This window comes from Rhizobium sp. FKY42, from assembly GCF_005222835.1.
Taxonomy (GTDB): Bacteria; Pseudomonadota; Alphaproteobacteria; order Rhizobiales; family Rhizobiaceae; genus Neorhizobium.
In genome coordinates this window covers 15,912-28,611 of record NZ_STGA01000062.1, presented here as the reverse complement: position 1 = coordinate 28,611, position 12,700 = coordinate 15,912, and the positions used below count along the sequence as shown (strand labels likewise).

Genomic DNA, 12,700 nt, shown 5'->3' with positions numbered 1-12,700 from the left:
GCAAGCGCCCCGTTTGTGAAAACTTTAACCGCGTGGAGGCTGTTATGCGAGGGCATCATTTGAGGATTGTGAAGCCCTGCGCTGTGAAAAAGCCAGAAACTTCAACGGAAGACAGGAACTTCAGGTAATCAGTTGCTGCTGCACTCTTGCTTTCGGTCAATTGGGCAACCGGATAGATGATGGCGGGATGACTATCAGCAGGGAAGGTACCGACGATGGAAACACCGGGATCAGCGGCTGCGTCCGTCTGATAGACGATGCCGTAGGGCGCTTCACCCCGCGATACGAGCAGAACTGCCGCGCGAACATTTTCCGCACCGGCCACCTTCCGCGCAACAGCACTCCAGGCACCAAGCTTTTCCAGCGCGGCCTTGCCGTATTTGCCAGCGGGAACGCTATCGACGGCACCCATGGCAAGCTTGCCATCTCCCACCAGCGCGGAAAGATCGAACCCGGCCTTTATATCGACCGGCTTTGCCTTGTCCTTAGGGGCGACGAGCACAATGCGGTTGCCAAGCAGGTTCTTGCGGCTATCTGGTTTGATCAGGTTTTTCTTCGTCAGATAGTCCATCCAGTCAAGATCGGCAGAGATGAACACATCAGCAGGAGCGCCCGCCTCTACCTGTTTGGCCAGTGCCGAACTCGCAGCGTAGGAAACCACGACCTGATTACCGCTCTTGGCCGTGTAGGCAACATTGGCTGCATCCAACGCCGTCTTCATGCTGGCGGCGGCGAAGACGGTGATCTTTTCAGCCGCAAAACTCTGTGTCGGCAGAACGAGAAGGACTGACAGAGAAATGGAAGCGGCGAGTTTGATGACCAGACGGCGGGTTTTCATAGACTCTCCCGATCGAAATATCTGCGTGAATATAGCGAATCTCGCTCGACAATCCAGCATTATATCCGTCTCGATATAATGAAAGAAATCGATCAGCGTCTGGACAGCCACCTTTAGTCGCCACACATTGAACCGGATGACGAACATATGAGGCAGGATCCATGGCGGACGAACCCAGCCAGCCTGAAACAACAAAACTCACCGCAACCAAACGGAAGTGGGCGGCAGAGGGAAAGTTTCTGACAGGCAGGATCACACGACCGGAGACGGATCGTCTGCCACCGGGCCAACATCTGGTCACGAACTGGCCGGTCCTGGACCTTGGGCAACAGCCTGTTATCTCCGCAATGCAGTGGCGGCTCGACATCAGAGGCGAAGTGGAAAATCCGCTGACGTTCAATTGGGAACAATTTCAGGCGCTGCCGCAATCGAAACTCACGACGGACATTCACTGCGTTACCACCTGGTCGCGCTATGACAATGAATGGACCGGCGTAACGACCAGAGATCTGCTGGATCAGGTTCACCCGAAAGAAGATGCAGATGCTGTGATGCTGACGAGCTATGACGGCTACACGACCAATCTTCTTCTGTCGGACTTTGCCGTGGAAGACGCCATGCTTGTCACACACTGGCAGGGTGAACCGCTGACCGCCGAACATGGCGGCCCCATGCGCCTAGTTGTTCCGCATCTTTATTTCTGGAAGAGCGCCAAGTGGCTGACCCGCATCGAATTCACACGGCAGGACAGACCAGGCTTCTGGGAAAAGAATGGTTACCACATGCGTGGCGACCCATGGGCGGAAGAACGTTATTCCGACGATTGAGAAAGATGCAGGAGCCGCCCCCGCCAAACGGCTCCTGCGGCAGCAATGTCAACCTTCCTTGAAAATAGGATCGTTAACGAAATTGCCGCCCTGATAAACATGAAGCGCAGCTTTCGGATCAGGTTTGCCAAGCGCTGCATCGATTTCCGCACGATAGTGCTCGGCATTGTCCTGCGGCTTCCAGCCCAGATAGCTGGCGTGCGAATTGTCCCACCACGCCGCATCATTGTTCGAGATACCCCAGACCACCGGGCAACCCAACATCGGCGCACGGAATGTGCATTCGATCAGGAGTTTAAAGTCGTTGTAAGACATCCAGCTCGACAGCATGCGATGATTACTCGGCTTTTCCATGCAGCTGCCGATACGAACCAATGCCGTTTCCTGCCCGAATTTCTCGAAATACATGCGGGCGAGCTGCTCGCCAAAACATTTGGAAACGCCGTAGAGACCATCCGGCCGCGTTGGTGATGTCGCGTCGATCTTCTCATCCTGACGGTAGAAGCCGACTGTGTGGTTGGAACTGGCAAACAGGATGCGCGGATGGCCGTTGGCGCGTGCCGCTTCATAGAGATTGTACAGGCCGAGCAGGTTTGCATTCAGGATCTTGGAAAACTTGTCCTCAACCGACACGCCACCCAGATGCACGATCCCGTCGCATCCCTCGACCAGTCTGTGCACCGCTTCCGCATCCCCCAGATCGCATTGGACGAGTTCCTCGTTCGGTCCGGCCTCACCCAGATTGCTGATATCTGACAGGCGCAGAATATCGGCCACATCGGCAAGGCGCGTGCGCATGGCACGCCCCAGCGCGCCGGCGGCACCGGTGATCAACAGTCGTTTCAAGATTTCCTCCATCGGCAGGCAGCGCGCCACAACTCGTAGGCTCGCCGGGTCAACTCATCATACATGTTGGCAGAAGCGCGTCAACACGCTACAGCTATTGCATTGATGTATAGGCGGGCGAAGCAGACCATCCGGAGATGCAGGCCTTGAAGGAGATGTCCATGGCAATTGCAGGCAAGAGCGGGACACCGGGCGGTGCAGGCACGCTGGCCTCGCGACTGGGCGACGTTCTGCGGCAGTCAATCACTGCAGGGCACTATCCGCCCGGCACGAAGCTGCCGAGCGAAGCGCAACTGGGCGAAAAGCATGGCGTGAGCAGAACGGTTGTGCGCGAGGCTATCGCTGCACTGCGGGCGGACCGCCTCGTGGAGGCGCGTCAGGGCGCCGGCGTTTTTGTACTGGAGCCGCCGGTTGCTAGCAGCCCTGCCCCCATGTCGATCGAAAACATTGACTATGCGCGTGTTTCCTCCGTCATCGAATTTCTGGAGCTGCGCACGGCGGTAGAAGTGGAAGCGGCAGGCCTTGCTGCTCTTCGCCGCTCTCCTGCGCAGGAAGAGGTTATTTTCGAGCGTCATTATGCAGTGCAGGCCTGTCTTGATGCGAACAAGCCCACCAGCGAGGCGGATTTCGCTCTTCATCTGGCCATCGCAGAAGCGACAAACAATTCACGTTTCAGGGATTTCCTGTCGCTGATCGGCAAGAACATCATCCCCCGTGCAGCGCTTCGAAATGAAGAATCGGAAGCCGATCAGGCTGCCTATATCAAACTGCTGAACGAGGAGCATAATGCAATCATTTCCGCCATTTCAGCTGGGGATGAAGACGCAGCCCGCGATGCAATGCGACGCCATCTGCGCGGCAGCCAATCCCGCTACCGCACGCTTCTCCGAGAGCAGCGGCAATTTGTAAGATAAGTTATTGACACTTGTATGTTGAGTCTATACGAAATTGAGCGGAGGAGACTTCTACAAAGGATACACTGATTATGACGCCTCAAGAGATCAAGGCGGCGCTCGGCGCTGGCCTTCTGTCTTTCCCAGTGACGCATTTCGACGGCGAAGGCCAGTTTCAGGCTGAAAGCTATCGTCGCCATATCGAGTGGTTGTCCGGCTTCGAGGCGCCAGTTCTGTTTGCAGCAGGCGGTACAGGCGAGTTTTTCTCGCTCTCACCGGATGAAATCCCCGGCATCGTCAAGGCGGCAAAGGAAGCATCCGGCAAGACCGCAATCGTTTCCGGCTGTGGTTTTGGCAGCCACGTCGGCACCGAACTGGCAAAGTCTGTCGAAAAGGCTGGCGCAGACGGCATTCTGCTTCTGCCGCATTATCTCATCGACGCGCCGCAGGAAGGTCTCTATCAGCACGTCAAGAAAATCTGCCAATCCGTTGGCATCGGCGTCATGGTCTACAACCGCGATAACTCGGTACTTTCCGTCGACACGTTGAAGCGCCTGTGTGACGAGTGCCCGAACCTGGTCGGCTTCAAGGATGGCACCGGAGATATTGGCCTTGTTCGCCAGATCACCGCCACCATGGGCGATCGCCTGACCTATCTCGGTGGCATGCCGACTGCTGAACTGTTTGCCGAAGCCTATCTCGGCGCTGGTTTCACGACTTATTCGTCTGCCGTCTTCAACTTCGTACCCGGCCTCGCCGTCGAGTTCTACAAGGCTCTACGCGCAGGTGAACGCGAACATTGCGAGAAGATACTCAAGGACTTTTTCTATCCGTTTATGGCAATCCGCAACCGTCGCAAGGGCTATGCGGTTGCTGCCATCAAGGCGGGCGTGCGCCTGCAGGGCTTTGACGCTGGCAAGGTTCGCGCGCCACTCGACGACCTGACCAAGGAAGAAGAAGGCATGCTGCTGGACCTCATCGGCCCCTGGAAGCGCGGCTGATCCAACTGACTGAAGACTGGGCGTTTCATCCGACCTGGTGCGGATGAAACGCTGCAACGGGAAAAAACTATGAAGATTGCCGAAGTTCGCACGCATCTGTTGGAGCACAAGCTCGACGTGGCATTCGAGAGCGCATCCATGCGCTTCGACCGCCGAGCACATATTCTGGTGGAGATCGTGTGCGACGACGGCACGACGGGCTGGGGCGAATGCCTTGGGCCAGCAAGGCCCAATGCGGCCGTGGTTCAGGCCTATGCCAACTGGCTGATCGGCGAAAATCCGCTCGAAACGGAAAAGATCTGGGCTCGCCTTTACAACGCACTGCGCGATCAGGGTCAGCGCGGTCTTGCTGTCACAGCACTGTCCGGCATCGACATCGCGCTCTGGGATATCAAGGGCAAGCATTTCGGCGTGCCTGTGTCTATCCTGCTCGGCGGGCGTTTCCGGGAAAGTGTGAAGGCCTATGCGACAGGCAGCTTCAAGCGTGACGGCGTCGACCGCGTAGAGGACAATGCGACGGACGTTGCCCGCTACTGGAAGGAAGGTTTCCACGCCACCAAGATCAAAATCGGCTTCGGGGTCGAGGAAGACCTGCGCGTCGTTCGGGCTGCGCGCGATGCCGTCGGGTCCGACATGCGCATCATGGTAGACGCAAACCACGGTTACGACGTGGTGGAAGCCGTCCGCTTCGGTCAGGCCGCCGCGGAACTCAACCTCGACTGGTTCGAAGAGCCAGTCGTGCCGGAACAATTGGCCGCCTATCGCGAGGTCCGCCAGCGCCAGCCAATCCCGGTTGCCGGTGGTGAAACATGGCATTCCCGTTGGGGCATGCGTGAGCCGGTCGAAACGCGTTGCGTCGATATCCTTCAGCCTGATCTTGCAGGCGTTGGCGGCTTTACGGAAGCAAAGCGCGTTGCCGATCTGGCAGCACTGCATGGTGTTCGCGTCGTGCCGCATGTGTGGGGAACGGCCGTTCACATTGCCGCTGCACTTCAGTTCATGGCTGCGATGATCCCGAGCCCCGTGCGCGTCAACCCAATCGAGCCGATCCTCGAGTTCGACCGCACAGATAATCCGTTCCGACAGGCTATCGTCAAGACCCCGATCGAGCATGTTGACGGCGTCGTCACAATTCCCGATGGTCCAGGTCTCGGCATTGAAATCAACCGCGATGCGCTCGCCGAATTCAAGATGAAGGACGCGTGATGCTCGTTCGCCCGACCACTGGCCGCAAGCCTTGCATTTCCCTGCCGAAAGGCGCGGTCGATACGCAGATGCACATGTATCTGCCCGGTTATCCGGCTCTTCCCGGCGGTCCGGGATTGCCGGCGGGCGACCTGCCGACGCCGGATCAGTACCGCGAGTTTATGACATGGCTTGGCATCGACAGGGTCATCATCACCCAGGGCAATGCGCAGCAACGGGACAATGGCAATACGGTTGCCTGCCTAAACGCCATGGGCAACTTGGCGCGGGGCGTGGCGGCTGTTGGACCGGATGTTTCCGATGCAGAACTTGATGCACTGGGCGAAGCAGGTGTAATTGGCCTGCGGATCATGGATCTACCCGGCGGCGCAACCGATCTTTCTGCATTAGAAGTATTGGATGCCAAAGCTGCCGCACGCGACTGGATGCTGGCCGTTCAGTTCGACGGCAGCAACATTCTGGATCACGAGCCAAGGCTTCTGCGGCTGCGTTCCCGTTGGGTGCTGGATCACCATGGCAAGTTCTTCTGTGGCATAACGCCGGACAGCCCACATGTCGATGCAGTCAAGAGACTGATTGATACGGGACGCTGCTGGTTCAAGTTTGCCGGAGTGTATGAAAGCTCGAAGACCGGCGGCCCGGATTACGACGACGTGGCAGCCATCGCGCGCCTTATCTCGGCCTATGCGCCTCAGCGCATCGTCTGGGGCACCAACTGGCCTCACAATCTCGCAAAGGAACAGAAGGATTATCCGGACGACATTGCCCTGCTGGAAACTGTTCTCGGCTGGCTGCCGAACGAAAAGAGCAGGCATCTGGCACTCATCGAGAACCCGGAAGAACTTTTCAACCTGCCCAAGTGGCAGGGCTAGAGCATGGCGCGCAAAAGTGTGCGGCGGTTTTGCGATAACGACATGCGGTAAGACAAACACTTAAAGCGTCAGGAGCGAATCTGAAAAATCGCGACACGCTTTAGACACGCCTACATAAACAGCGTGGTTGGAGGAGAACGACCACGCGACAACAGGAGGAAAGCATGAAACTGACCAAGATTCTTGGCCTCGCGATTGGCTTTGCCATGAGCACGGCACTAGCAGCACAGGCGCAGCAGATTACCTTGCGCTCGGCCGACATTCACCCAGACGGCTATCCGACCGTCGATGCGGTCAAATACATGGGCAAGCTCGTGTCAGAGCGCACCAGTGGCCGCATCAACATTCAGGTCATGAACAATTCCGTTCTTGGCAGCGAGAAGGATACGATCGAACAGACCCGTTTCGGCGTCATCGATATCAACCGCGTCAACGCTGCGCCTTTCAACAACCTCGTCAAGGAAACGGTCGTGCTCGGCATGCCGTTCCTGTTCCGCTCGACAGAACACATGCACAAGACGGTTGACGGCCCGATCGGCGATGAGATCCTCAAGGCATTCGAGCCGCATGGTCTCGTCGGTCTTGCCTATTACGATTCCGGTGCCCGCTCCTTCTACACAACGAAGAAGCCAATCCAGAAACTTTCGGACCTCAAAGGCCTGAAAATTCGTGTCCAGCAGTCCGACCTCTGGATTGCCATGATGCAGGCTTTCGGCGCCAACCCGACGCCCATGCCGATGGGTGAGGTTTACTCCTCGCTGGAAACCGGCGTTGTCGATGGTGCGGAAAACAACTGGCCTTCCTACGAATCGGCCCGTCACTACGAAATCGCGAAGAACTACACACTGACGGAACACTCGCTGAACCCGGAAATCCTGGTCATGTCCAAGATCTCCTGGGACAAGCTGAAGCCGGAAGATCAGAAGATCATCAAGGCTGCAGCCAAAGAATCTGTTGCGAAGATGCGTGAACTCTGGAGCGCGCGCGAAAAGACCTCCGAAGCAAAGGTTCGTGCCGGTGGTGTGAACGTCATCAAGGTCGACAAGGCCGAATTTTCGGCTGCCATGAAGCCGGTCTATGACAAGTTCGTCACCGATCCGAAGCTCAAGGATCTGCTGACCCGCATCCAGGACGTCAAGTAACACGACGATTGCAAGCCGGCTCGCCCTACAGCGCCGGGCGTTCCATTGAACGCACGAACGACGCTGTAAGACTTTGAAATGATGCATGTTCGTTCCGCTCAACCGAATTCGGTTGAGCGCGACATGCATTAGGAGCCGGCTTTTTCAATGCGCTTGATCTGACAGTAGCGCAGAAGGAATTCGGGGAAATGAGAAAATTCATGCTGGGCATCCGCCCATTCCTGGCCGGGCTTAGTCGGCTTTCGCTTTACATTGCAGGGACCGGCATCATCCTGATGACCGGAATCGTCGGGTGGCAGGTCTTTGCCCGCTACGTTTTGAACGATTCTCCCAGCTGGTCCGAGCCGCTCTCGCTACACCTCATGCTGTGGTTCATCATGCTGGGCGCCGCGGTCGGTGTGCGTGAGAGCGTGCATCTCGGCCTTGATATCGTGCGCTATGCCATGCCCCGCTCGATCCAGCGCCTGATGGATCTGGTAAGCCTCGGGCTCGTCGCCTTTTTTGGCGCCGCCATGGTTTACTATGGCGTCCAGCTTTCTGCAGGCACCTGGGGCGCAACCATTCCCGTTCTGGGCTGGCCCGGCGGCGTCGACTTTTTCCCCTTGATCGTGGGTGGCGCAATGATCGCTCTTTTCGGCCTTGAACGCTTTATCGACGTGGCACTCGATCTAGAGCCTGCTGCTGACACTGAAGTTCTGGAGGCAGCATAATGGCCTATACGATCCTCTTCGGGTCCTTCACCCTGCTCATGCTGATCGGCATGCCCATCGCCTTCTGCCTGGGTATCGCCTCACTTGCCACCATTCTCTATATGGGCCTGCCGCCCATTGTCATCTTCCAGCAGATGAACTCTGGCATGAACGTCTTCGCGATGATGGCGATTCCCTTCTTCATTTTCGCCGGAGACCTCATGGTGCGCGGCGGTATCGCCACGCGTCTCATCCGCTTCGCTGCCGGCATTGTCGGCCACCTACGCGGCGGTCTGGGGCAGGTGAACGTGGTCGCATCCACCTTGTTCGGTGGTATCTCCGGCTCTGCCGTGGCGGATGCATCAGCCGTCGGTGGTTTGATGATCCCGCAAATGGCGGCGCGCGGCTATGACCGTGGCTATGCAGTCAACGTGACTGCCAATGCAGCCATCATTGCCCTGATGATCCCGCCATCGCACAACATGATTTTGTACTCGATCGCAGCTGGTGGAAATGTGTCCGTTGCGGACCTCTTCACGGCAGGCATCATTCCCGGACTTCTTTTGGCAGCCGCCTTGATGTTCACGGCATGGTTCGTGGCCAAGCAGCGCGGCTATCCTTCAGAGCCCTTTCCAGGCTTTGCCAAGGTTCTGTATTACTTTGTCTCCGCAGCGCCCGGCATTCTGCTGATTGCCATCATTTTCGGCGGTGTTCGCTCCGGCGTCTTCACGGCAACGGAAAGCTCCTGCATCGCTGTGCTCTACGCACTGCTGGTGGCCATGTTCGTCTACCGCGAACTTGATTGGCATGGCTTCGTCGAAGCCGTCATGGGTGCCGTGCGCACAACAGCCATGGTTTTGCTGGTCATCGGCACGGCTGCATCCTTTGCCTGGCTGATGGCATTCCTTCAGGTGCAGGGCCTGATGATCAGCGCAATTTCGGCGATTTCAGACAATCCGATCATCGTGCTGCTGGTCATCAACATCATCCTGCTGATCCTCGGCACATTCATGGACATGGCGCCGTTGGTCATCATTTCGACGCCGGTTCTGCTACCGGTGGTGAAAGCCTTCGGGATCGATCCGGTTCATTTCGGCGTCATCATGATCCTGAATGCAGGTATCGGCCTCAACACACCGCCCGTGGGAACGGTGCTGTTCGTCGCCTGTGCCGTCGGAAAAATTACCATTCGCGAAGCCATGCGCACCATCTGGCCCTTCTTTGGTGCCAGTGTTGCAGTGCTCATGCTCGTGACCTACGTGCCCGCACTTTCATTGTGGCTGCCCAGCCTGTTTCGGTGAGATGCGACACATCCCCCATGGGAGCTTGGCCGGCGAAGCGATTTGCCGGTCTTTTTCTTTGCAGAACTGGTACGGGTACTGCCGCAGGTCCGCCCCAGATGGTACGGCAGCACCCGCCCCTCTCAAGGATAAATGACACCCTTCTTGAGAATAACGTTCGCATAGAGCCGAGGCTCGCTTGTCTGAATTACGGTGTGTGCCGCCTTCACGCGCGGGTAAAAGTCCGGGCCGAGCAACGGGACGACAGGTTGCTTGGGTTCGTGCCGCCCGCAGCAGGCGATGATGTCTTCGTGAACAGGATCGAGTGCATCTCGGTCCTTGCCGACAGTCGAGCGGAAAATGGCCTCCGGGACGAAGTCATCGATCGGCAGGACCGACAGAACTGCATCCAGGACCGGAATCAGGTGATGGCCGTCCAGCCGCACCAGCCGCCGCGCATGTTCGAGACCCGGATAATTGCCATCGACAATTGCCAGCTCATCTCCATGCCCCATGGCACGCAGGGTAAAGAGCAGTTCCGGGCTGAGCAATGGATTGAGACCCTTGAGCATCAGGCGAGTTCCTTGAAAAGTACGTTCTGGTCGATGAGGTAGCGGGCGAAGATCGGAAGACTGGCGCCACCAATGGCACGCGCCTGAGCGCCCACCCCACCTTCCAGAATATCGGGAATGATGACACCCTGCAGGTCGAGCCGGGTAACCGCCTCCCTCGTTGCCTGCACGACGCGCTTTCGCACCCAGCCAGGAAAACCGCCATCGATGACTGCAGCACCAAAATCAATGACGGAGGCCGATGCGACAATGGCTTGCGCAAGCGCCTCTGCGGTATCGCGAATCCACAGTTCCAGCGGTTCACCAAAGTCGACCCACTCGTCAGCCGAATACCAGAGAGGCTGTGGATCGATGCCCCGCTCGAGGAGCAGCTTCTCGAGGACGAAGATCGAAGCGATATCCAGAAGCTGCCGGTTCTCGCCGTTCTTGCCACGCACCGGCAGGGGACCAAGCGCGCCGGCGGTGCCCGTTCGGCCCGAATAGACCGCCGAATTCAGGACAATGCCGCCGCCGATGAAGGAGCCGATGAAAAAATAGACGAAATCAGGATAGGAAGGACCGACACCAAAGACGAGCTCCGCACCGCAGGCACTCGTTGCGTCGTTCTGAAGGTGAACCGCATGGCGAACCCGGACAGCAATTTCGGCCTGGAGATCGACACCATGCCACTCATCCATGGCCCCTGGAGGGGCGCCGACTTCTTCAGCCCAGTTCCAGAGCTCGAAGGGTGCTGCAATCCCGATACCGGCGATGCGCGACAGGATATCCCGATCCAGTCGGGCTTCAATCGACTCGATCCCCGACATGATGATGGCGATGATTTCACCCGGCTTTGGGTAGGCATAAGTCTGTCGGAACTGATGGCGGATCCGCCCTATGAAATCCATCAGCACGACATCAGCACTGCGCCGCCCGATCTTCACCCCAAAGGAAAAGACCGCATCAGGATTGAGACGCATGGGAATGGAAGGTTGCCCCACCTTCCCGCGTACCGGTTCGCCTCTCAGCAGAAGACCATCATTTTCGAGGGAGCGCATGATAACGGAAACGGTTTGAGCAGAAAGACCACTGGCTCTGGTGATGTCTGCCTTGGAAAGCGATCCGTGCAGACGCACAAGCGAAAGGACCAATCTTTCGTTGTGTGCACGTACGCGCACCTGATTGGAACCGCCCGCAAAGCTGACAGCAGGCGGCAGAACGACGCTATCGCTGGAGTTGTCATGGACAGTCATGGCCACCCCTCCCTTAAGGCACCCAAGCTCCTCAAGCCCCAACCTATCGATCAAGAATTAATAAATCAACTGGATTTATTTATTGACAGTATGAGAAGTTTCGACATTATGAGGGCCACGGGCAGGCGGCTTGGAGGAGGCGTCTGGTGCTTGAAACCGGTCGAGGCCCGAACAAGATCCGCCGCGCGGATCCTGAGTTAACCTGGGAGGAAGTTCCATGAAGAAAACCGTTCTGACAGCTGCATTCGCGACACTCGCACTTGGCGTTGCCTTTGCTGCTCCGGCCTCTGCAGCCGGCGTTTCCGCATGCCTTATCACCAAGACGGACACCAACCCCTTCTTCGTCAAGATGAAGGAAGGCGCGACTGCAAAGGCCAAGGAACTGGGCGTGACACTGAAGTCCTATGCCGGCAAGATCGACGGCGACTCCGAAAGCCAGGTCGCTGCAATAGAAACCTGCATCGCAGACGGCGCAAAGGGTATCCTTCTGACGGCCTCCGACACCAAGGGCATTGTTCCTGCCGTTGAAAAGGCGCGCAAGGCCGGTGTCCTCGTGATCGCACTGGACACTCCCCTGGATCCTATCTCTGCTGCCGATGCAACCTTCGCGACCGACAATCTTCTTGCTGGTGAGCTGATCGGCAAATGGGCAGCAGCAACACTCGGCGACAAGGCGAAGACGGCGAAAGTTGCCTTCCTCAACCTGACCCCGGCACAGCCTTCTGTTGACGTTCTGCGCAACCAGGGCTTCATGAAGGGCTTCGGCATTGATGTTGGCGACATTAACCGCATCGGCGACGAAAAGGATCCGCGCATCGTCGGCCACGACGTTACCAACGGTAACGAAGAGGGCGGTCGTACGGCGATGGAAAACCTTCTCCAGAAAGATCCGGGTATCAATGTCGTTCACACCATCAATGAACCGGCAGCTGCCGGTGCTTATGAGGCACTGAAGGCAGTTGGCAAACAGAAGGACGTGCTCATCGTGTCCGTGGATGGCGGCTGCCCAGGTGTCAAGAACGTCAAGGAAGGCGTGATCGGTGCAACATCGCAGCAATATCCGCTGCTGATGGCATCGAAGGGCATCGAAGCGATTGCAGCCTTCGCCAAGGATGGCACCAAGCCGAAGCCAACCGAAGGCAAGAACTTCTTCGACACCGGCGTTTCGCTGGTCACCGACAAGCCCGCCAAGGGCGTTCCTTCCATCGACACGAAGGAAGGCACTGCGAAGTGCTGGGGCTGATGCCTCACTACCGTTGAGAGACAAGATCGGCGGGCGGCTTCGGCCGCCCTCCATTTAGA

Annotated in this window: 13 protein-coding genes; 9 read left to right on the top strand and 4 right to left on the bottom strand. The window is 57.5% G+C overall.

What is annotated here, in order from left to right; genetic code table 11:
- Positions 1-55: 55 nt before the first annotated feature.
- A complete protein-coding gene (modA, locus tag E8M78_RS20280) occupies positions 56-838 on the bottom strand; it encodes a molybdate ABC transporter substrate-binding protein (RefSeq protein WP_137136776.1) in 783 nt (260 codons plus the stop codon).
- Positions 839-999: 161 nt separating this feature from the next.
- On the opposite strand from modA, the gene E8M78_RS20275 reads away from it, so the two are divergent.
- On the top strand, positions 1,000-1,665 hold the full coding sequence (locus tag E8M78_RS20275) for a sulfite oxidase-like oxidoreductase (protein ID WP_137136775.1): 666 nt from the start codon (positions 1,000-1,002) through the stop codon (positions 1,663-1,665).
- Positions 1,666-1,713: 48 nt separating this feature from the next.
- Here the strand turns inward: E8M78_RS20275 and E8M78_RS20270 are convergent, their stop codons facing one another.
- Positions 1,714-2,511: an NAD(P)-dependent oxidoreductase gene (locus tag E8M78_RS20270; protein WP_137136774.1), complete on the bottom strand. Its 798-nt coding sequence runs from the start codon at positions 2,509-2,511 to the stop codon at positions 1,714-1,716.
- A 161-nt stretch (positions 2,512-2,672) separates the two neighbouring features.
- Here E8M78_RS20270 and E8M78_RS20265 point away from each other — a divergent pair, with 161 nt between their 5' ends.
- The 7 genes from E8M78_RS20265 (at position 2,673) to E8M78_RS20235 (ending at position 9,615) form a co-directional block, all read left to right on the top strand.
- Positions 2,673-3,425: a FadR/GntR family transcriptional regulator gene (locus E8M78_RS20265; protein WP_137136773.1), complete on the top strand. Its 753-nt coding sequence runs from the start codon at positions 2,673-2,675 to the stop codon at positions 3,423-3,425.
- Between the two features lie 71 nt (positions 3,426-3,496).
- Positions 3,497-4,405, top strand: coding sequence for a 5-dehydro-4-deoxyglucarate dehydratase (kdgD, locus tag E8M78_RS20260; RefSeq protein ID WP_137136772.1), 909 nt, complete (start codon positions 3,497-3,499; stop codon positions 4,403-4,405).
- Positions 4,406-4,474: 69 nt separating this feature from the next.
- On the top strand, positions 4,475-5,611 hold the full coding sequence (locus tag E8M78_RS20255; protein WP_137136771.1) for a mandelate racemase/muconate lactonizing enzyme family protein: 1,137 nt from the start codon (positions 4,475-4,477) through the stop codon (positions 5,609-5,611).
- The gene (locus E8M78_RS20250; protein ID WP_137136770.1) at positions 5,611-6,483 is read left to right on the top strand and encodes an amidohydrolase family protein; all 873 of its coding nucleotides are present in this window, start codon (positions 5,611-5,613) and stop codon (positions 6,481-6,483) included. The genes E8M78_RS20255 and E8M78_RS20250 overlap by 1 nt, the downstream gene beginning before the upstream one ends.
- Before the next feature lie 164 nt (positions 6,484-6,647).
- Positions 6,648-7,625, top strand: coding sequence for a TRAP transporter substrate-binding protein (locus E8M78_RS20245; protein WP_137136769.1), 978 nt, complete (start codon positions 6,648-6,650; stop codon positions 7,623-7,625).
- A gap of 188 nt (positions 7,626-7,813) precedes the next feature.
- Positions 7,814-8,335 carry a TRAP transporter small permease gene (locus tag E8M78_RS20240; RefSeq protein ID WP_137136768.1) on the top strand — a complete coding sequence of 174 codons (522 nt, stop codon included), beginning with the start codon at positions 7,814-7,816 and terminating at the stop codon, positions 8,333-8,335.
- The gene (locus E8M78_RS20235) at positions 8,335-9,615 is read left to right on the top strand and encodes a TRAP transporter large permease (protein ID WP_137136767.1); all 1,281 of its coding nucleotides are present in this window, start codon (positions 8,335-8,337) and stop codon (positions 9,613-9,615) included. The genes E8M78_RS20240 and E8M78_RS20235 overlap by 1 nt, the downstream gene beginning before the upstream one ends.
- A 122-nt stretch (positions 9,616-9,737) precedes the next feature.
- Here the strand turns inward: E8M78_RS20235 and E8M78_RS20230 are convergent, their stop codons facing one another.
- Both E8M78_RS20230 and E8M78_RS20225 read right to left on the bottom strand, forming a co-directional pair.
- Complete coding sequence (locus E8M78_RS20230) at positions 9,738-10,166, bottom strand: RbsD/FucU family protein (RefSeq protein ID WP_137136766.1); 429 nt, start codon at positions 10,164-10,166, stop codon at positions 9,738-9,740.
- The gene (locus E8M78_RS20225) at positions 10,166-11,398 is read right to left on the bottom strand and encodes an ROK family transcriptional regulator (protein WP_137136765.1); all 1,233 of its coding nucleotides are present in this window, start codon (positions 11,396-11,398) and stop codon (positions 10,166-10,168) included. Before E8M78_RS20225 ends, E8M78_RS20230 begins: the two co-directional genes overlap by 1 nt.
- A gap of 217 nt (positions 11,399-11,615) precedes the next feature.
- Here E8M78_RS20225 and E8M78_RS20220 point away from each other — a divergent pair, with 217 nt between their 5' ends.
- On the top strand, positions 11,616-12,641 hold the full coding sequence (locus E8M78_RS20220) for a sugar ABC transporter substrate-binding protein (protein WP_137136764.1): 1,026 nt from the start codon (positions 11,616-11,618) through the stop codon (positions 12,639-12,641).
- The last annotated feature ends 59 nt before the right edge of the window (positions 12,642-12,700 follow it).

Coding starts and splice junctions, on each gene's coding strand:
- modA (WP_137136776.1), bottom strand. CDS start 838: ATGAAAACCCGCCGTCTGGTCATCAAACTCGCCGCTTCCATTTCTCTG.
- E8M78_RS20275 (WP_137136775.1), top strand. CDS start 1,000: ATGGCGGACGAACCCAGCCAGCCTGAAACAACAAAACTCACCGCAACC.
- E8M78_RS20265 (WP_137136773.1), top strand. CDS start 2,673: ATGGCAATTGCAGGCAAGAGCGGGACACCGGGCGGTGCAGGCACGCTG.
- kdgD (WP_137136772.1), top strand. CDS start 3,497: ATGACGCCTCAAGAGATCAAGGCGGCGCTCGGCGCTGGCCTTCTGTCT.
- E8M78_RS20255 (WP_137136771.1), top strand. CDS start 4,475: ATGAAGATTGCCGAAGTTCGCACGCATCTGTTGGAGCACAAGCTCGAC.
- E8M78_RS20250 (WP_137136770.1), top strand. CDS start 5,611: ATGCTCGTTCGCCCGACCACTGGCCGCAAGCCTTGCATTTCCCTGCCG.
- E8M78_RS20245 (WP_137136769.1), top strand. CDS start 6,648: ATGAAACTGACCAAGATTCTTGGCCTCGCGATTGGCTTTGCCATGAGC.
- E8M78_RS20240 (WP_137136768.1), top strand. CDS start 7,814: ATGAGAAAATTCATGCTGGGCATCCGCCCATTCCTGGCCGGGCTTAGT.
- E8M78_RS20235 (WP_137136767.1), top strand. CDS start 8,335: ATGGCCTATACGATCCTCTTCGGGTCCTTCACCCTGCTCATGCTGATC.
- E8M78_RS20230 (WP_137136766.1), bottom strand. CDS start 10,166: ATGCTCAAGGGTCTCAATCCATTGCTCAGCCCGGAACTGCTCTTTACC.
- E8M78_RS20225 (WP_137136765.1), bottom strand. CDS start 11,398: ATGACTGTCCATGACAACTCCAGCGATAGCGTCGTTCTGCCGCCTGCT.
- E8M78_RS20220 (WP_137136764.1), top strand. CDS start 11,616: ATGAAGAAAACCGTTCTGACAGCTGCATTCGCGACACTCGCACTTGGC.